At 74.2% G+C, this 17,110-nt stretch carries 18 protein-coding genes; 7 read left to right on the forward strand and 11 right to left on the reverse strand.

All coding sequences use genetic code 11. The annotated features are described in order from the left end of the window. Positions 1-41: 41 nt before the first annotated feature. Together ACFWEJ_RS17140 and ACFWEJ_RS17145 are read right to left on the reverse strand one after the other, a co-directional pair. Positions 42-1,346 carry an ABC transporter substrate-binding protein gene (locus tag ACFWEJ_RS17140; protein ID WP_377230417.1) on the reverse strand — a complete coding sequence of 435 codons (1,305 nt, stop codon included), beginning with the start codon at positions 1,344-1,346 and terminating at the stop codon, positions 42-44. Then, positions 1,343-2,608, reverse strand: coding sequence for an aminotransferase class V-fold PLP-dependent enzyme (locus ACFWEJ_RS17145; protein WP_377230418.1), 1,266 nt, complete (start codon positions 2,606-2,608; stop codon positions 1,343-1,345). Before ACFWEJ_RS17145 ends, ACFWEJ_RS17140 begins: the two co-directional genes overlap by 4 nt. 148 nt (positions 2,609-2,756) lie before the next feature. Between ACFWEJ_RS17145 and ACFWEJ_RS17150 the strand changes: the two genes are divergently transcribed. Next, on the forward strand, positions 2,757-3,446 hold the full coding sequence (locus ACFWEJ_RS17150; protein WP_377230419.1) for a FadR/GntR family transcriptional regulator: 690 nt from the start codon (positions 2,757-2,759) through the stop codon (positions 3,444-3,446). Positions 3,447-3,456: 10 nt separating this feature from the next. Here ACFWEJ_RS17150 and ACFWEJ_RS17155 read toward each other — a convergent pair whose 3' ends face one another. The 4 genes from ACFWEJ_RS17155 to ACFWEJ_RS17170 all read right to left on the reverse strand — a co-directional run bounded on the left by ACFWEJ_RS17155 (position 3,457) and on the right by ACFWEJ_RS17170 (position 7,444). Further along, entirely contained in the window at positions 3,457-4,056 is a 600-nt protein-coding gene (locus ACFWEJ_RS17155) for an NADPH-dependent FMN reductase (RefSeq protein ID WP_377230420.1), read from the reverse strand. A gap of 144 nt (positions 4,057-4,200) precedes the next feature. Further along, positions 4,201-4,866 carry a hypothetical protein gene (locus tag ACFWEJ_RS17160; RefSeq protein WP_377230421.1) on the reverse strand — a complete coding sequence of 222 codons (666 nt, stop codon included), beginning with the start codon at positions 4,864-4,866 and terminating at the stop codon, positions 4,201-4,203. Between the two features lie 74 nt (positions 4,867-4,940). After that, a complete protein-coding gene (locus tag ACFWEJ_RS17165) occupies positions 4,941-6,275 on the reverse strand; it encodes an ABC transporter substrate-binding protein (protein ID WP_377230422.1) in 1,335 nt (444 codons plus the stop codon). 101 nt (positions 6,276-6,376) lie between these two features. Further along, positions 6,377-7,444, reverse strand: a complete 1,068-nt coding sequence (locus ACFWEJ_RS17170) for a substrate-binding domain-containing protein (RefSeq protein WP_377230423.1) — start codon at positions 7,442-7,444, stop codon at positions 6,377-6,379. A 133-nt stretch (positions 7,445-7,577) separates the two neighbouring features. Here ACFWEJ_RS17170 and ACFWEJ_RS17175 point away from each other — a divergent pair, with 133 nt between their 5' ends. Then, positions 7,578-9,602, forward strand: a complete 2,025-nt coding sequence (locus ACFWEJ_RS17175) for a DUF2264 domain-containing protein (RefSeq protein WP_377230424.1) — start codon at positions 7,578-7,580, stop codon at positions 9,600-9,602. Between the two features lie 8 nt (positions 9,603-9,610). Here the strand turns inward: ACFWEJ_RS17175 and ACFWEJ_RS17180 are convergent, their stop codons facing one another. The 3 genes from ACFWEJ_RS17180 to ACFWEJ_RS17190 all read right to left on the reverse strand — a co-directional run bounded on the left by ACFWEJ_RS17180 (position 9,611) and on the right by ACFWEJ_RS17190 (position 11,701). Beyond that, positions 9,611-10,108 carry a hypothetical protein gene (locus ACFWEJ_RS17180; protein ID WP_377230425.1) on the reverse strand — a complete coding sequence of 166 codons (498 nt, stop codon included), beginning with the start codon at positions 10,106-10,108 and terminating at the stop codon, positions 9,611-9,613. A 67-nt stretch (positions 10,109-10,175) separates the two neighbouring features. Further along, positions 10,176-11,111: a universal stress protein gene (locus tag ACFWEJ_RS17185; protein WP_377230426.1), complete on the reverse strand. Its 936-nt coding sequence runs from the start codon at positions 11,109-11,111 to the stop codon at positions 10,176-10,178. Positions 11,112-11,113: 2 nt separating this feature from the next. Next, a complete protein-coding gene (locus ACFWEJ_RS17190; protein ID WP_377230427.1) occupies positions 11,114-11,701 on the reverse strand; it encodes a flavodoxin family protein in 588 nt (195 codons plus the stop codon). Between the two features lie 130 nt (positions 11,702-11,831). Here ACFWEJ_RS17190 and ACFWEJ_RS17195 point away from each other — a divergent pair, with 130 nt between their 5' ends. Continuing rightward, a complete protein-coding gene (locus tag ACFWEJ_RS17195; protein WP_377230428.1) occupies positions 11,832-12,803 on the forward strand; it encodes an Acg family FMN-binding oxidoreductase in 972 nt (323 codons plus the stop codon). Positions 12,804-12,818: 15 nt separating this feature from the next. Here ACFWEJ_RS17195 and ACFWEJ_RS17200 read toward each other — a convergent pair whose 3' ends face one another. Together ACFWEJ_RS17200 and ACFWEJ_RS17205 are read right to left on the reverse strand one after the other, a co-directional pair. Then, the gene (locus tag ACFWEJ_RS17200; RefSeq protein ID WP_377230429.1) at positions 12,819-13,643 is read right to left on the reverse strand and encodes an alpha/beta fold hydrolase; all 825 of its coding nucleotides are present in this window, start codon (positions 13,641-13,643) and stop codon (positions 12,819-12,821) included. Positions 13,644-13,827: 184 nt separating this feature from the next. Continuing rightward, a complete protein-coding gene (locus tag ACFWEJ_RS17205; protein WP_377230430.1) occupies positions 13,828-14,214 on the reverse strand; it encodes a VOC family protein in 387 nt (128 codons plus the stop codon). A 132-nt stretch (positions 14,215-14,346) separates the two neighbouring features. Between ACFWEJ_RS17205 and ACFWEJ_RS17210 the strand changes: the two genes are divergently transcribed. From ACFWEJ_RS17210 to ACFWEJ_RS17225, 4 genes are all read left to right on the forward strand, one after another. After that, positions 14,347-14,943, forward strand: coding sequence for a hypothetical protein (locus ACFWEJ_RS17210; protein WP_377230431.1), 597 nt, complete (start codon positions 14,347-14,349; stop codon positions 14,941-14,943). Positions 14,944-14,970: 27 nt separating this feature from the next. Beyond that, positions 14,971-15,915, forward strand: a complete 945-nt coding sequence (locus ACFWEJ_RS17215; protein ID WP_377230432.1) for a hypothetical protein — start codon at positions 14,971-14,973, stop codon at positions 15,913-15,915. Positions 15,916-15,954: 39 nt separating this feature from the next. Beyond that, positions 15,955-16,419 (forward strand): DUF6153 family protein, encoded by a 465-nt coding sequence (locus ACFWEJ_RS17220; RefSeq protein WP_377230433.1) that lies wholly within the window; start codon positions 15,955-15,957, stop codon positions 16,417-16,419. A 103-nt stretch (positions 16,420-16,522) separates the two neighbouring features. Then, the gene (locus ACFWEJ_RS17225) at positions 16,523-17,089 is read left to right on the forward strand and encodes a DUF305 domain-containing protein (protein WP_377230434.1); all 567 of its coding nucleotides are present in this window, start codon (positions 16,523-16,525) and stop codon (positions 17,087-17,089) included. Positions 17,090-17,110 lie beyond the last annotated feature (21 nt).

Raw genomic sequence — 17,110 nt, forward strand, 5'->3', positions numbered from 1 at the left:
GGGCCTGCGCCCGCGCGGGCCGGACGGCGGTGGCGGTCACGTCACTGCTCCGCGGCGTACTTCTCGGTCCAGAACGTGTCCCACTCGTCGAGCAGCTCGCTCGTCGTCATGCTGCCGAGCAGCACCGCCTGGACGTCCTGGTCCGCCTTCTGCTCCCACTCGGTCCACCAGCTCACGCCGCGCGGCTGCACCACGTTCACGTACGTCTCGGGGTCCTCGGTCATGGCGACGTAGCTCGCCCACGGCCCCTCGGCGTAGAACGGGTCCTCCCCCGCGCCGTCGATGATCGGCACGAGGCTGTTCTCCTGGGCGAACCGGGTCGCGGGCTCCGCGCCCGAGAGGAACTCGACGAGGTCGGTCGCCTCGTCCCGGTGCTCGCTCGCCTCGGCAACGCCCCAGCCCGCCGTCGCGAGCGGCTGCGCCGCCTTGCCCGTGGGGCCGGTCAGCAGCGGGGCCGTGGACCACTGGTCCTGCGTGATCGTCGTCGACTGCGACACGGTGGCGATGACCTCGGGGTCCTGCAGCAGGAACGCGGTGGACCCGTTGGTGAAGCCCTCCACCATCTCGGGGTAGCCCCACGAGACGGCCGACGGCGGAGCCGCCTCCTCGAACAGGGAGAAGTAGGTGTCGACGGCGTCCTGCGCCTCGGGCGCCGAGAAGATGGTCGACCCGTCCGCGAGCAGGTAGGCGTTCTCCACGTCGAGGTCGTCGATCGTGTACGCCTCGACGGCGGCCACCACGTTGCTGAACCCGTTCTGGCCGCCGCGGAACGCGTAGCCGTAGGTGTTCTTGCCCGGGTCCTGGATCGCCGAGGCCTGCTCCAGGAGCTCCTCCCACGACGCCGGCGGCCCGTCGAAGCCCGCGTCCTCGACCAGGTCGGTGCGGTAGAACAGCGACAGCCCGTAGAAGCCGTACGGCACGTAGTAGCGGGCGCCGTCCTCCGCGGTGACAGCCTGCGCGTTGTCGGTCAGGTCGTCCCAGCCCGCCCACGCCGTGGCGTCGTCGGACAGGTCGTGGAGCCAGCCGTTGTTGCTGAAGGCGCCGACGGTGCTGTCGCGCACCTCCAGGACGTCGACGCCCCGGCCCGACTGGAGCATCTGCTGGAGCTTCTGGTCGGCCTGGTCGGTGGGCGGGGACACGAGGTCGACGGTGACCCCGGGGTTGTCCGCCTCGAACTCGTCCAGCAGCTCGCGGATCAGGGCGGTCCGCGCCGGGTTGGTCAGGCTCTCGACCATCTGCAGGCGGACGGTCCCGTCCCCGGCGGACCCGCCGCCGGAACACGCGGTGAGGGCGAGGAGGCCGGTGGCGGCCAGGCTCGCGGTGACGGCAGCTCGGGTGCGGTTCATGCGCGCACCTCTCCTTCTTGTCGGTCGGGTGATGAGTTGCCCCGGCGTTCGTCGGCGAACGCCAGGATCTGGGGCACGGCGCGCTCGACGAACGCGTCGAAGTCGCGCTGCTCCGTGTACAGGTGCACGGACAGGCGCAGGTAGCCGACGCCACCGATGCTCGTGAAGGCCGACTCGACGCCGGCCAGGTCGAGCAGGCGCAGGCGCAGCTCGTCGGAGTCCAGGCGGTCCCGGCCCAGCCCGTCGGGCAGCCGGAGCAGGCGCATGGAGACCACGGGCATGCCCACGTCGGTGGCCACCGGGGCGTCCACGTGGGGCTGCAGGGCCGCGCCGATGACGGCGGCGCCGTGGTCCGCGAGCGCCGTCATCGTCTCGCGCGCCCGCGCCCAGCCGTGCTCGCGCTCGACGAACTCGATCGCGCGGCCCGAGGCGAGGTAGCTGGTCGCGTCGAGGGTGCCCTGCGAGTCGAACCGCCCCGGGTAGGGCTCCTCGGCGCCCCACGAGTCGATCAGCGGCCACAGGTCGTCGCGGTCGGCGGCCGCGGTGACGAGCAGCGCGGAGCCGCGCGGCGCGCAGGGCCACTTGTGCAGGTTGCCGAACCACCAGTCGCCGCCGGCGGCGGCCGCGGCGTCGGGCACGAGGCCCGGGGCGTGCGCGCCGTCGACCAGCACGCGGGCGCCGCGCTCGTGGGCGAGCTCGGTGATCCGGGCGGTCGGGAGCAGGCGGGCGGTGGGCGAGGTGATCTGGTCGACGACGACGAGGCGCACCGCGTCGCTGAGCTCGGCCCGGAAGCGTTCGACGACGTCGTCGGCGCTCGCCGCGAGCGGGATCGTGACCGTGCGCACCCGGGCGCCGAAGCGGCGGGCGAGCCGCTGGGCGCCCATGGTGATGGCGCCGTAGCCGTGGTCGGTCACGAGGATCTCGTCGCCGGGTCCCAGGCGCAGGGAGTTGAACACCACCGTCGCGGCGGCCGAGGCGTTGGGCACGAACGCCGTGTCCTCGGGCCGCGCGCCGACGAACGGCGCGACCTCCTGGCGGGCCGCCGCGACGAGCTCCGCGACCCGCGGGAACCAGCCGACGGGGCTCAGGTCCGCCTGGCGGCGCAGCTCGTCCTGGTGGCGCAGCACCTCGGTGGGTACCGCGCCGAACGAGCCGTGGTTGAGGTGCACCACCGCGTCGTCCAGCGGCCATGCGTCGCGCGCCGGGCCGCCGGACGCGAGCCGGACGGGCGCCGGGGCCGGCGCTGTGCGTGTCTGGTCCATCAACACCTCTCTCGGGATTTGTCGGACAACCATCGCAGGCCGGACCCGGCAGCACCAGAGTTTCCCGGCAGATGACACAGATCTGTAGGACAGGTTTTACGGGCGCGAAATGTCCGCCCCGCTCCCGGGAACCTGCCATCCTGGTGGGATGCACGAGGTGAGCGCAGTCGAGACGGCCCTGCACGGGCTGCGGACCCTGATCGCCGACGGCTCGCTCCAGCCGGGCGACCGGATGCCGAGCGAGGGCGAGCTGAGCGAGCGGCTCGGCGTCTCGCGCGGGTCGATCCGCGAGGCGATCCGCACCCTCTCGGCCCTGGGCGTCGTCGAGACGCGCCGCGGCGCCGGCACCTACGTGGGCGAGCTTCGCGCCGCCGACATGATCCAGACGCTATCGCTCACGGTCGGCCTGCTCCCGCTGGAGTCGATCCTGGAGCTGTACGAGCTGCGCCGGGTGCTGGAGGCGCACGCCGTCGCCCTGTCGGCCGCGCGCTGCGACGACGCGACGCTCGCCCGCCTGGGCGACCTGCTGGACCGGCTGGAGGCCAGCGAGGACGTGGACGAGCAGTCGGCGCTCGACCACGAGTTCCACATGGGCATCGTGCGGCTGTGCGGCAACGACTCGCTCGGCGCGCTCGTGTCGGTGCTGCGCTCCCGCTCGCGCGCCTACCCGGTGCTCACCCCGGAGACCAAGCGCGTGTCCGACGCCGGGCACCGCGCGATCCTGCGGGCGCTGACGGCGCGCGACCCCGTCGCGGCGTCGGTGGCGGCCGCCGCCCACGTGACGCAGAGCGAGGTGTGGCTCCGCGAGGTCCGCCCGGCGCCGGAGGCCGTGGGCTGAGCACGGCCTCCTACTTGGTCGAGGCGGGGTCCTCGTCGCCGATGTGTCCCGGGGCGTTGGCGGCCAGGACCCGCTGGACGAACGCGCAGTACTCCGCCATGTAGTGCCGCAGGAAGGTGGCCGTGGTCTCGTTGACCACGGTGCCGTCCGGGCCGAAGTCGGCGGCGTCGAAGGTGATGTACGCCTCGGGCGCGTTGAGCTGCGGCGCGTCGAGGAAGCTCAGCACGCTGCGCATCGACGACTGCATGACGGCTGTACCGATGCCGCCCGGAGAGGCGCCGATGATGCCGGTGGGCTTGCGGGCGAAGGAGTTCTGGCCCCAGGGCCGCGAGCCCCAGTCGATCGCGTTCTTCAGCGCGCCCGGGATCGAGCGGTTGTACTCCGGGGAGACGAACAGCAGCCCGTCCGAGGACTCGATCGCGGCCTTGAACGCCCGGCCCTCCGGCGGGAAGTCGGCGTCGAAGTCCCAGCTGTACAGCGGCAGGTCGCCGATCGGGATCTCGGTGAACGCCAGGTCGTCGGGCGCCGAGGCGATCAGCGCCCTCGACAGCGTGCGGTTGATCGATCCCTTGGCGAGGCTGCCGACGAGGTAGCCGATCTGGTAGGTCATGACGCCTCCCTGCGTCAGTCGGTCGTCGACGCTCGCCGCCGGCGTGCCGGCACGGACCGGTGCCGGCACTGTCCACTGTGCGCTCGGACGCCCGGCACCGCGAGTTCACCCGCGCGCCGTCGACCCGCCCAGCCGTCGACCCGCCTAGCCGTCGCCGTCGAACAGCCCGCCGTCGAGCAGCCAGTTGTAGCGCAGGCGCAGCGCGCGCTCGGTGCTGGCCAGCAGGGTGGCCACCAGCACGGTGATGTTCAGCCAGGCCGGCAGCCGGACCGGCGAGGTGAAGGTGGTGCCGAGCCGCTCGGCGACGGGCGGGATCTGGGAGATCTCCTCGACGATCTGCGGCACGCCGAGCACCAGCCCGATCACCAGGACGACGATGCTGACCAGCCCGATGGACCGGCCCGCCACGGGGTGCGCCTGCTCCAGGCGGGCGCGGAGGCCCTCGGCCGAGGCGGCGTCCGGGGCGAGCTGGCGCTCGTAGCCGTCGTCGGTCACGTAGTGGCAGCGGCGGAGGCCGAAGCCGCTGGTGACCACCTCGATGACGCCGCCGGTCACCGGGAAGCGGGCCGGCAGCTTCGACGTGGCCTGCAGCCGGCCGTCGAGGTAGAGCTTGGCCCAGACCGTGCCGTTGTCGTCGCCGCCGTGCCGGATGTCCACCGACCAGGTCTCGCGGCCCCCGGCGCCGGCCGTCAGGTCCAGGTGGAACAGCGAGCGCGTGAACGGCTGCCACCACCGGAACCGCTGGAGCGGGCTGCCGTCACCTGGCCGGACACGCTTGTCGGCACGCCGGCGACTCCTGTCCGAGAACATGCCCGACACCGTAACAACGCGCCCGCGGGGCCGCACCGAAGGTCGCCGGCGCGGCCCCGCGGGGCGTCTGTGCCCTACCCGGCGAGCGCCGTCGCGGCCTCCGCGAACCAGCGGTCGACGGCCTCGTCGACGGTCAGCGTGCCGTAGGCGACCTCCAGTGCGGTGGTCGAGAAGGTGGTCTCCAGGTTGCTCAGCCCGGCCACGGGCGGCGGGGCCGAGCCCACGAGGTGCGGTTCGAGCTGCTTCTCGTAGTCCAGGATCTGCTGGTCGAGCTCGGTCAGCTCGACGCCCTCCAGGGTCGCGCCGGAGGCGGGCACGCCACGGGACATGCCGAAGATCTCGCCGACCCGGGGGTCGTTCACCAGGAAGTCGACGAGCTTCGCCGCCTCGTCGGGGTGCTCGCTGTTGGCCGCGACCGAGAGCTGCAGGCCCGGCTTGAGGAACATGCCGCTGTTGTTCTCGAGGTCGTCCGCGGGCACGGGCAGCAGCGTCAGGTTCGGCTTCGCCTGCCCCTCGCTGAACCGGACCAGGAAGTTGTCCCAGCTGATCTCGGCGGCGGTCTCGCCCACGCCGATCGCGTCCGCGCCGGAGAGCTGCTCCTGCCGCTTGGCCGGCAGGAACCCCTCCTGCTCGTGGACCGCGGCGCTCCTGTCCCACCAGGTCGCCAGGTCGGCCTCGTCGAAGCCGAGCTGGTCGCCGTCCAGCAGCGACTTGCCGTTCTGCTGCAGCCAGATCTGGAACAGCCAGAAGAACTGGGTGTAGTCCACCGAGCCGTGGACGACCGGGTCGTGCCCCGCGCCGGCCGCCGAGATCTCGGCGAGCAGGGCGTCGTACTCGTCCCACGTCAGGCCGTCCTTCGGCACCGTGACGCCGAGCTCGTCGAGCAGGTCGGTGTTGACGAAGGTGCCGAGCGTGCTCGCGCTGCTGGCCAGCCCGTAGGTCTGACCGTCCACCTGCCCCGAGGCCAGCAGCGGCTCGGAGATCGTGTCGACCGTGATCGTGTCGCCGAAGTACGCGTCCAGCGGGATCACGTGCCCGAACTCCGTGTACTCGGTGAGGTAGGCGAGGTCCATCTGGAGCACGTCGGGCAGGGTGCGGCTGGCCGCCTCGGTGTTGCGCGCGGTCCAGTAGTCGGCGAAGCCCGCGTAGTTGGTCCGGACCGTGATCCCGGGGTTCTCCTCCTCGAAGATCTCCAGCGCCTGCTCGTACCGTTCGGCCCGGCTGGCGTCGCCCCACCAGGAGAACGTCAGTGCCACGTCCTGACCCGAGCCGTCCGCGCCGCCCGAGCCCGCGCCGCCGGACGAGCAGGCGGCCAGGGCGAGCACGGCCGCCGCGGCCACACCGGCCAGGACGGCCTTCCGGCGGCCGCGGCCGTTCCCCGGGGCGCCACCCCTCGCGTGCAGATACATGTGAGCCTCCTTGCTCCTGGTCCTCGCAGGACGACGACGCCCTGACCCGGGCACAGCCTGCAACCCGGTGCCCGCACGACCGGGCGAACGGACAAAAGCGGTCACGGCCGTGGCGCGGCGCCGCACGACGCCCGCACCGTCAGCCGGGGCAGCAGCTCGACGTGCCGCGGCGGGCGGTGCCCGGTGCCGTGGGCGATGCGGTCGGCCAGGAGCTGCAGCGCCTCCCGCCCGAGCTCGCGCCGGGGCGTCGTCACGGTGGTCAGGGGCACGGCCGCGAGCTCGGCGTTCTCGTCGTCGTAGGCCACCACCGCGAGGTCCTCCGGCACGCGCATCCCGCGGTCCAGGGCGGTCTCGACGAGGCGCGCGGCGTGGTCGTCGGTGTGCACCAGCACGGCGCGGGTGCCCGTGGCCACGCACCGGTCCAGCAGGTCGGCCAGCTCGCGGCGCAGCCGGGCGGGGTCGTCGTCCCCCTTGGACAGCGCGACGTCCGGCCCCGGCGCCAGGCCCAGCCGGGACACGGCGGTGGCGTACCCGTCGCGGACGCGCGGCGCGGTGGGCGTCCGGTCGTAGACGCCGATCCCGACCCGCCGGTGCCCCAGCCGCACCAGGTGCTCGACGGCGAGCACCGCGCCGTGCGCGTGGTCGGTCCGGGCCACGTCGAGCTCGCTGAGGCTGGTCAGCGCGTCGATGCGGCGCTCGACCAGGACCAGGGGCACCGGGATGGCGCCGAGCCACGCGGCGAGGTCGTCGAGGCTGCGGTCCCGTGTCGTGGGTGCCAGCACCAGTCCCGTCGCGCCCAGCGCGAGGAGCCGCTCGACCTGCTGCTCCTCCAGCTCGGGCCGGTAGTGCGAGACGCCGAGGACGAGCCGCACGTGGAGCGCCGGCGCGAGCGCCTCCATGCCCCGGACCGTGTCCAGGAAGTGCGCGACGACGCTCGGCACCACGACGCCCACCAGCGCGCGGGCCGCCCGCGGGCCGCGCTCGGAGCCCAGGGCGATGGCCCCGCCGTGCACCCGTCCGAGCCGGCCCGCCGCCTCCAGCTCGCGGATGTCGCGCCGGATCGTGACCTCGGAGACGCCGAGCCGGGCGGCGGCCTCGGCCGACCGCACGCTCCCGCGCAGCTCCACCTCGCGCAGCAGGTACTCGTGCCGGCTCCTCGGCAGGTGCATGTCGCCTCCTCGTCCACCCGACGTCCACCCCGACGCCCGCGACGACATCGTCGTCGGCGCACACTGTAGCCACCGGGTGACCGAAATTGTCCGGTCGGACAAACCCCGACTGGACGGCGGCGAGACTGCCCGGGTGACCCCCTCGCCCACCTCCCCCGCGCCCGATCACGAGCCACGGCCCGGCCGCGCCCCGCGCTGGAGCCGCGACCGCTGGCTCGCCACCGCCGACACGCTCCTGCGGGCCACCGCGCCGTACGCCTCCCCCGGGCAGGCCCTGCTGGCGCTCCCGGGTCCGGTCAGCGCCTCGGGCGCCTGGAGCGACGGCCTGGAGGGGTTCGCCCGCACGTTCCTCCTGGCGGCGTTCCGCGTGCGGGGGCAGGACGGCGCCGACCCGGACGGCCTGCTCGACCGCTACGCCGAGGGGCTGCGCCACGGCACCGACCCGACGAGCCCGGAGCGCTGGCCCCGGATCGACGAGCGTCGGCAGGCCGTCGTCGAGGCGGCGTCGATCGCCGTGGGGCTGGCCGAGACACGGCCGTGGCTGTGGGACCGGCTGCCCGACGGCGTCCGCGAGCGCACCATCGCCTGGCTCGCCGGTGTGGTCGGTACGAGCGGGTACCGCAACAACTGGCTCTGGTTCCAGAACGTGGTCGAGGCGTTCCTCGCGTCGGTGGGCGGGCCGTGGGACCAGGCGGACCTGGACCGCAACGAGGAGCTGGCCGAGGCGCTGTACGTGGGCGACGGCTGGTACTCCGACGGGCGGGGCCGCGACGGGCGGCGTCAGACGTTCGACTGGTACGCCGGGTGGGCCTGGCACCTGTACCCGGTGCTGCACGCGCGGATCGAGGGCCGTGGTCCGGCCCCGCGGCACGCCGAGCGGCTGCGCGCCTACCTGGAGCAGGCGCAGCACCTCGTCGGCTCCGGCGGGGCGCCGGTGCTGCAGGGCCGGTCGGTGACGTACCGGTTCGCGGTCCTCGCCCCGTTCTGGGCCGGGGCCCTGGCGGACGCGACGCCGCTGTCGCCGGGCGCGACCGGTGTGCTGACGTCGGCGGTGGCCGGGCACTTCCTGGACCGCGGTGCCGTGGACGAGCGGGGTCTGCTGCCGGTCGGTTGGCACGGCCGGTACGACCGGCTGCGCCAGCTCTACTCCGGCGGGGCGTCACCGTACTGGGCGAGCAAGGGGTTCGCGGGTCTGCTCCTGCCGCCGGACCATCCGGTGTGGACGGCGCCGGACGAGACGCCGCCGGCGTGGCGGCAGGAGCAGGTCACGATGCTGCGCGCGCCGGGGTGGCTGGTCGCGGGCACGCCGTCGGACGGGATCGTGCGGGTGCTCAACCACGGCTCGGACCGGCTGCTGGAGCCGGAGGCGCAGGCGCACGGCGACGACCCGTTCTACCGGCGGGTCGGGTACGCGAACGTCGTCTCGCCGCAGCTCTCGCCCCAGGACCTGGCGGCGCCGTCGGACTCGCACGTGGCGCTCCTGGACGGCGGGGGCCGGCCGTCGCACCGGGACGGGATCGAGCGGGTGCGCGCGGACGACCGGGTCGCCGTCTCGCGCTCGCGGGTGCGATGGCTGGACGTGCCGGGCTCGGGTCCGGGCGGGGACCACGCCGGCTGGGCCGCGGTGCGGCGTGGGCCGGTGGTGACCACGGCGAGCGTGGTGCGCGGTCCGCACGAGGTCCGCCTGGCGTGGTGGACGCCCGCCGTCGTCCCCGGGCCTGGCGCGCCGGCGGCGGGTGCGGACCTGGACGCGGACGTCGCCTGGCCCGCCGACCCGGGACCCTGGGCGTTCCAGGTGGGCGGCTGGCCGCTCGCGGCCGACCAGGACGGCGAACTGCGGACGGAGTCCGGGGACGGCTGGGTACGGGTGGCGCGGTCCGACGGGACGACGTCGGTGCTGCGAGGGCTGCGCGGGCTGGACCTGGCCGGGGCGCACCGCCGCGCCGGTGCCGACCCGTTCGGCGCGGCCTCGGTGGTCCCGTGGCTGCGCGGCGGCGGTCCCGCGGCGGCGGGCCACGTCGTGGCCGCCCTCGTCGTGCTGACGGGCGACGCCGGCTCGGTGGACCTGGACGCCGTCGGCTCCGTGGCGCTCGCGCCGGACGGGAGCGCCGTCGAGGTGCGCTGGCGCGACGGCGCCGTGGACACCGTGCCGCGCTGACCGCGGGACTACTTGCTGTCCCGCTTGCCCTGCCGGCGCGCGCCCTGCGCCCTGGTCGAGGCGTCGCGCTTCTTGCCGCCCGTCGTCTTCTGGTGGCTCCGGGCCCGCCCGGGGCCGACCTTCTTGCCGCCCGGCCCGTCCTTCGGCCCCGGCCCGGACGACCTGCCGGCCTTGGCGCGTTCGAGCCGCTCGTCCTTGAGGGCCTCGGCCTGCACGTGCGCGACGTGCGCCAGCCGTTCGCTGACGATCGACAGCGCCTCCTCGAACGCGGCCGCCCGCCAGCGGGACTTGCCGCCCTTGGGCGCCGCCTTGCCGCGCGCGCCGACCTCCTTGACGTTCAGGGCCGCCTTGCGGCGGTAGTTCTTGACGTGCTTGTTGCGCGCGCGCCGCACGCGGCGGTGCAGGTCGAGCAGGTCGTCCTCGTCGAGCGCCTTCAACCGCTTGGGTTCGAGCTCACGCACCAGATCGAGCTCGTCGTCCTTGAGCACCCACAGGTAGTCGTCCATCGGTGACCGTCCTCCGCGCTGAGTCCTGAGCATCCCCACCTTCGCAGGTTTGCCGCGCGGCGGCGCGTCAGGTCTTCAGGATCTCCTCGTCGCTCTCCAGGACGATCGGCACGCCGGAGGTCTTCCAGCGCAGCGGGACCACCTCGACCGGGGTGTCGCACACGTTGAGGATCGCCCGCGGCGTCCGCCCGAGCCGGGCGGTGTGTCCCAGCCCCCGGTGGTGGCGCGCGACCATCAGCACGTCGGCGTCGGCCGCGGACTCGACGAGGACCTCGTCCGGGCGGCCCAGGAGCACCGACGTCTCGACGGACACGCCCGGGTAGACGACGGCCCAGTCGTGCACGACCGTCTCGAGCAGCCGGGTGGCGGCCGTGACCGACTCGCCGGCGTAGGAGTCCGCGATGCCCAGGTCGGCGGCCAGGTCCGGGACCTCGACGGCGTGCACGACCCGCACGACCGCGTGCCGGCAGGCCGCGACCGAGAGCGCACGGGTCAGCAGCTCACCGGCGCTGGTGAACGTCTTGATCCCCACGACGATCCGGTTGTGCCCGCTGTCCCGCCACTGTGCGGGCACCACCGCCACGGGGACCGTGGCGCGCGCCGCGACCTCGGCGGTCGTGGCCCGGGCGACCAGGCGCTCGGCTCCGTGCCGCGTCTCGCGGCCCAGCACCAGGAGGCCGCCGGAGGCCCCCGCGGCGACGAGCTGGGCGACGCGCGGCCCGAGGGCCAGCACCGGCTCGATGTCCACCTCCGGGGCGGCGGCGCGCGCCGCCTCCGCCTCCCGGGTCACGGTCCCGCGGCCCGCCCGTTCGAGGTAGGCGATGTCGCCCGCCTCGGCGGGCCAGAGCCCGCTCTCGGGCAGCGGCGCCGGGACCACGTGGACCATGCGCACCCCGCTGCGCCGGATCCGGGCCTCCGTGATCGCGTACCCGACGGCGCCCGCGCTGCGCTCGCTCCCGTCGACGGCGACGACGACCGGGGCGGCCCGCTGGTCGGCGGTCATGGTCACGCCTCGCCCAGCTGGCCCTGCGGGTACCGGGGCCGATACAGGTGCGGGTGCGACGACCGGGCGAGCGGCCTCGTGGGCTTCTGCACGACCACGTCGGAGCCGAGGACCTTGCCCCAGCCGTAGGCGCGGTCGAGCTCACCGTCCACGAGCGGCCCGGTGACGTCGGTGACCCGGAAGCTCATGGGCGAGGCGATCAGGGGAAAGCCCAGCCGGTCCAGCCGGCGGCTCGCCGCGCGCGCGGCGGACCCGGTCAGCCGCGAGGTCGCCCGCGTGTCGAACGCCGTCGCCACCGTCTTCGTCGTCACCCCGGGCAGCGCCCCGAGCCACTCGCGGATGCCGCGGTCGCCCGAGATGACGGACGTGGCCCGCCCCGCGGCGTCGCGCCGCGTGGACGGCCAGGACATGCCGAACGCATGGGTGGGCCCGCCCACGACCAGCATCGTGACGTCGGCCGGAACGGTGGCCGGTGCCGCGCTCACCTCGACGACGTCGGCGTGCATCGACGCCTCGATCCCGTCCGCGATCGACCGCGCGATCGCCTCGGTGTTGCCGAACATGGACTCATAGACCACCAGTGCGCGCATCGTCGCCACCTCCCGACTGGTTCTACCTCCACGCTTGTTCCCCGGCCGGTCGGGCGTCAGGGCCGTCCGGCCCACGTCGGCGGGACCTTTGGCCCGTGCCCCGCGACCACCCGCCCCGAAGACTGGGTCGATGGACGTCGTCGACTCGCGGGTGGAGCGGATCCTGCGGGCCGCCGCCAGCGCCCCGAGCGTCCACAACACGCAGCCGTGGCGGGTGGAGGTCACGGGCCGCACCGTGGTTCTGCGGGCGGACCCTGCGCGGCAGCTGCGCCACTCGGACCCGTCGGGCCGGGAGATGCTGATCAGCTGCGGGGCCTTCCTGTTCAACGCGCGGACGGCGGCCCGCCGGGAGTCGCTGAGCGCCACCGTCCACGTGCTGCCCGCCCGCGACGACCCCCTGCTGGTGGCCACGATGCGGCTCGAACCGGGCCCGGTGCCGAACACCGACGAGCTGGAGCTGGCCGTGGCGATCGCGCGGCGCACGACGTCGCGGGTCCCGTTCGACGACCAGCCGCTGTTCACGGACGCGCTGCTGGCGATCGGGCAGGCGGCGCGGGACGAGGGCGCGGAGCTGCGCCCCGTCCAGCCGTCCGAGCCGGCGCGTGCGGAGGTGATGACGCTGGTCCGCCGGGCCGAGGCGCTCGCGGCGGAGGACCCGGCGACCCGGGGCGAGGAGCTGGCGTGGACCGCCACGGACGCGGACCGCGCCGACGGCATCCCCGCGGAGCTCCTGGGACCGGCGGCCGTCGACGACGGCGCGCCGGTCCGGCGGTTCCTCGCGAGCAGGGGCAGCGCCCAGTTCGAGCAGCACTCGACGATGGCCCTGCTCTCCACGCCCGGCGACAGCCCCCGGGACTGGGTCGCCGCGGGTCAGGCGCTGGAGCACGTGCTGCTGGTCGCGATCACCTACTTCGTCCACGCGTCGTTCGCGACCACCGTGCTGGAGAACCCGACGACCCGCCATGACCTGCGCCGGGTGCTGTCGCTCGACGAGGCGCCGCAGATGCTGATGCGGCTCGGCTACAGCTCTCTGCCCCGGCACGCGCCGCGACGCACGGAGGAGGAGATCCTGCGCGAGGCCAGGCGGCAGGCAGCCCGGTAGCTGCAGGCCGGTAGCTCAGGAGCGGATGAACTCCAGCAGGTCGGCGTTGATCACCTCGGCGTGCGTGGTCGGCATGCCGTGCGGGAAGCCCGGGTAGGTCTTCAGCGTGCCGTTCGGCAGCAGCTCGGCCGACATCGGGCCCGCGTTGGCGTACGGGACGATCTGGTCGTCGTCGCCGTGCATGACCAGCACCGGCACGGTGATCTTGCGTAGGTCCTCGGTGAAGTCGGTCTCCGAGAACGCCGCGATGCCGTCGTAGTGCGCCTTGGCGCCGCCCTGCATGCCCTGGCGCCACCAGTTGCGCACCAGCGGCTCGCGCGTCTCGACGCCGGGCCGGTTGAACCCGTAGAACGGGCCGGCGGGCAGCGCCGTGTAGAACTCCGACCGGCTCGCCGCGAGCTGGGCGCGCAGGTCGTCGAACACGCTCTTCGGCAGGCCGCCGGGGTTGGCGTCGGTCTGCACCATGAGCGGCGGCACGGCGGCGATGATCGCGGCCTTGGCCACGCGCGACTCGCCGTGCCGCGCGATGTAGTGGACCACCTCGCCGCCGCCGGTGGAGTGGCCCACGTGCACGGCGTCGTGCAGGTCGAGGTAGGCGGTCAGCGCGGCCAGGTCGTCCGCGTAGTGGTCCATGTCGTGGCCGTCCGCCACCTGCGTGGACCGGCCGTGCCCACGGCGGTCGTGGGCGATGACCCGGTAGCCCTGGTGCAGGAAGAACAGCAGCTGGGCGTCCCAGTCGTCGGCCGACAGGGGCCAGCCGTGGCTGAAGACGATGGGCTGCCCGGTCCCCCAGTCCTTGTAGAAGATCTCGACGCCGTCATCAGTGACAATCTTCGGCACGTTTCCGTCTCCGTTCGCCGTCCGGTGGGCCGCCTCGGCAAGGCGTGCCCCTCGGGGCCGCCGCCGGCCCCGCCTCAGCCAGCATCCGTCGACCGGGCCGCGCCCGCAGTCCAGGATCGGCCCCGCGGCCGACTTACCCGGGTGATAAACGCGCGGCCGCGGACAGCGCCGGCACTCCGGGTCGTCAGTCCTGGATGAGTGCGATGACGTTGCCCGCCGGGTCGGTGATCCAGCCGATCGTCGGCCCCTGGGCGGGGTCGGTGCTGCGGGCCACACCGCGTTCGTCCTGGTCGAACCCGGGGTAGCGCAGCAGGCTCACCCCGGCCGCCTCCAGCTCGGTGACCGCCTTGTCGATGTCCGGCACGACGAGGTTGAGCACGGTGTACGACGCCGGGGTGTGGTCCTTGCCCTTGGGGTAGACGAACACCGACGAGCCCTCGGTCAGCTCGATCTGGAGGCCGCCCATGTCGTTGGTGCGTGCGGGCAGGCCGAGGGTGTCCCGGTAGAAGCGGAGGGCGGCGTCGACGTCGTCCACCGAGAAGCCGCTGAAGCTGCGCAGCGTGGTGACCATGGTGAGTTCCTTTCGTGGGGTCGGTGCTACGTGGCTGACGGCGGGGCGCGGCGGAACTCATCGGCGGCGGGTCCGTATCACGTCGTCTCCCCCGCGACTCCCTCCGGGTAGGCGGACGAGGAGGTGCGCCTGATGAGACACCAGACAACACGACGTGCGGTGTGGCGGAGGCTCGCACCGCTGGCCCTGCTCGCGGCGCTCGTGCTCCCGGCAGGGGCAGCCTGCACCTGGGGCGGCGACGACACCGGCGACGACACCGAGCAGACCGACACCACCGATGACGACGGCGGTGGTGGTGGCGGCGGGAACGGCGGCGGTGGCGATGACGACGGTGGCGGTGGCGGTGGCGGTGGGGCGCAACCCTCGCCGATCCGCCTCGGCAGCCCGCTGGACCGGGCCGGCGGCGACCAGACCGTGTCCGAGATCGCCGACCTCGCGGCGGACGTGCTGGCGGGCCAGTGTCCGGGAGGGGACCTGTGCGTCGAGATCACCTTCGATCCCGCCGTGCGCGACTGCAACTACTCCGGTTCCGAGCCGGCGTTCGGCGAGCAGATCGAGGTCGGCGAGACGCTGACGCTGTTCGGGGACCCCAACGAGTGTGCGGACGGCGGGAACGGCACGGACGGCGAGAACGGCACCGACGTCGACCCGTCCGAGGACACCACCGACGGCAGCACCGACGAGCCGACCGGCACCGACGAGAGCCCCGCCGAGGGCAGCCAGGGGTAGCCGGGGATGAGCGGTCGGGAGAGAACCGTGCCCGACGAGGACGCGCCGGCCGACGTCGGCCGGGACATCGGCCGGATCGTGCGCGTCGCCACGGAGGTCATCGCGCCCGTCACCCTGGTCACCGCGCTGCTGTACTTCTTCGGCCGCAAGCAGATCACGTTCTTCTTCGAGTACTTCGGCGTGGACGTCTCGTCCCTGGGGCTGACCACGACCGACTACCTCTACCTCGCGCAGGACGGGCTCCTCATCCCGCTCGCGGTGGTGGCCACGGGCGTGCTCGTGGCGCTGTGGGTCAGGGGCGGGTCCCGCGCCGGGGGCGCCCGGCCCGACGTCGACCGCTGGATCGTGCGGGTGGCGGGCCCCGTCGGGGCGGTCCTGACCCTGTTCGGGCTCGTCCAGGCGTTCCGACCCAGGACGGGGCTCGCCGACTGGGTGCCGTCGTGGGTGGCCCCCCTCTGCCTGGCCGGCGGGGTGCTGCTGCTCGGCCTGGCGGTGCGCCGCCGGCGCGCAGTGCGCCGCCGCGACGACAAGTCCTGGGTCCCGCCGTCGCAGACGGCGCGGCTCGCCGAGTGGGGCGCGATGTTCGCGCTGGTGGCGGTGGCGCTGTTCTGGGCGGTGGCGGACTACTCCGCGGCGGTGGGCTACGCACGAGCCGAGGAGTTCGCGGACGGCCTGCCCAAGGACTCGTCCGTCGTGGTGCGCAGCACCGTGGACCTGCAGATCTTCGGCCCTGGTGTCACCGCGGCGGCGTGCCCGTCGGGACCGGACGGGTTCCGCTACCGGTACGACGGCCTGGTCCTCATGGCCGCCTCCGGCGGCCAGTACGTGCTGATCCCGCGCGCCTGGTCGGCGGAGGACGCCGGCGTGGTCTCGGTGCCCGCGACCGACGACGTCCGGCTCGACCACCTGAGCCCGTCGCCCGACGGCGAGGCACGTCAAGGCCCGACGGCCGAGCCCGGCGGCGCCTGCTGACGTGCGCCGTCGCCCGCGGAGATCGGGTAGCCTCCCTGCGTGCGCGTGCTCTCGGTCCTCCGCTCGGCCCTCGCCGGCCCTCGGCAGGGCCTGGTCGGAGCACTGGCGATCCTCACCGTGATCATCGGCGTCGTCACGATGCACTCGATGAGCGGCTCGCCGACCTCCCACGGGCACGCGGTGCCGCACGAGGACACCGCAGTCGTGTCGGCGCAGACCAGCTCGGCGCAGACCGGCACCGGACCCGTCCTGCTCCAGGCCCCCGCGACCGACGGCCACGCGCCCGGCGACGACGGCTCCTGCTGCGCGGGCTGCGGCGGGCACGACGCCGCGATGGCGATGTGCCTCATGATCCTCGTCGCGCTCCTCGCGCTGGTCGCGCCAGCGCGGCGGCTGCTGTGGCGGGCCCCGCTCCAGCTCGTGGCGTCCCTGGCTCCGGCGTTCGCCGGCCTCCGCGTCGTCGCGGCACCCTCCTTGCACGACCTCTGCATCTCCCGGACGTAGACCCGGGCCCGGCGCGCACCCGCGCCGACCCGAGAGCGTGACCGCGCCCCAGCGCCGTCGCGCCAGTGAGTGCTACCCCGAGACGAAACCAGAGGAAGACCCCATGAAGCGCACCCTTCTGCCCGCGATCGCCCTGTCCGCCGCCCTGGCCCTCACGGGCTGCTCGGGTTCCGCGGAACCCGGCCAGGACACCGCGGCCGGCGAGCACGCCGGGCACGGCGACGCGGACGTGATGTTCGCGCAGATGATGATCCCGCACCACGAGCAGGCGATCGAGATGGCGGACGCCGTCCTGGCCCGGCCCGACGCCGACCCGCGGGTCGCCGAGCTGGCCGGCCAGGTCAAGGCGGCTCAGGCCCCCGAGATCGAGACGCTCACCGGTTGGCTCGACACCTGGGGCGCCGAGCCCACCGGCGACCACGGGGGCCACGCGGGGATGGACGGCATGATGTCCGACGAGGACCTCCAGGCGCTCGCCGCCGCCACCGGCCCCGCCGCGGACCGGCTGTTCCTGGAGCAGATGATCGTGCACCACGAGGGCGCCGTCGAGATGGCGCAGGCCCAGGTCGAGGACGGTCAGGACGCCGGCGCGGTCGAGATGGCGCAGACCATCGTGGACACGCAAGCCGCCGAGATCGAGACGATGGAAGAGCTCCTCGCCTCGATGTGACCGCCGGGTGGTGCGCCGGCG

Source organism: Promicromonospora sp. NPDC060204 (assembly GCF_042728455.1).
Lineage (GTDB): Bacteria > Actinomycetota > Actinomycetes > Actinomycetales > Cellulomonadaceae > Promicromonospora.

Bases quoted from the DNA above. Each gene is read 5' to 3' on its own strand.
- ACFWEJ_RS17145 (WP_377230418.1), bottom strand. From the start codon at position 2,608: ATGGACCAGACACGCACAGCGCCGGCCCCGGCGCCCGTCCGGCTCGCG.
- ACFWEJ_RS17210 (WP_377230431.1), top strand. From the start codon at position 14,347: ATGAGACACCAGACAACACGACGTGCGGTGTGGCGGAGGCTCGCACCG.
- ACFWEJ_RS17170 (WP_377230423.1), bottom strand. From the start codon at position 7,444: ATGCACCTGCCGAGGAGCCGGCACGAGTACCTGCTGCGCGAGGTGGAG.
- ACFWEJ_RS17195 (WP_377230428.1), top strand. From the start codon at position 11,832: ATGGACGTCGTCGACTCGCGGGTGGAGCGGATCCTGCGGGCCGCCGCC.
- ACFWEJ_RS17180 (WP_377230425.1), bottom strand. From the start codon at position 10,108: ATGGACGACTACCTGTGGGTGCTCAAGGACGACGAGCTCGATCTGGTG.
- ACFWEJ_RS17165 (WP_377230422.1), bottom strand. From the start codon at position 6,275: ATGTATCTGCACGCGAGGGGTGGCGCCCCGGGGAACGGCCGCGGCCGC.
- ACFWEJ_RS17190 (WP_377230427.1), bottom strand. From the start codon at position 11,701: ATGCGCGCACTGGTGGTCTATGAGTCCATGTTCGGCAACACCGAGGCG.
- ACFWEJ_RS17155 (WP_377230420.1), bottom strand. From the start codon at position 4,056: ATGACCTACCAGATCGGCTACCTCGTCGGCAGCCTCGCCAAGGGATCG.
- ACFWEJ_RS17160 (WP_377230421.1), bottom strand. From the start codon at position 4,866: ATGTTCTCGGACAGGAGTCGCCGGCGTGCCGACAAGCGTGTCCGGCCA.
- ACFWEJ_RS17185 (WP_377230426.1), bottom strand. From the start codon at position 11,111: ATGACCGCCGACCAGCGGGCCGCCCCGGTCGTCGTCGCCGTCGACGGG.
- ACFWEJ_RS17140 (WP_377230417.1), bottom strand. From the start codon at position 1,346: ATGAACCGCACCCGAGCTGCCGTCACCGCGAGCCTGGCCGCCACCGGC.
- ACFWEJ_RS17205 (WP_377230430.1), bottom strand. From the start codon at position 14,214: ATGGTCACCACGCTGCGCAGCTTCAGCGGCTTCTCGGTGGACGACGTC.
- ACFWEJ_RS17150 (WP_377230419.1), top strand. From the start codon at position 2,757: ATGCACGAGGTGAGCGCAGTCGAGACGGCCCTGCACGGGCTGCGGACC.
- ACFWEJ_RS17225 (WP_377230434.1), top strand. From the start codon at position 16,523: ATGAAGCGCACCCTTCTGCCCGCGATCGCCCTGTCCGCCGCCCTGGCC.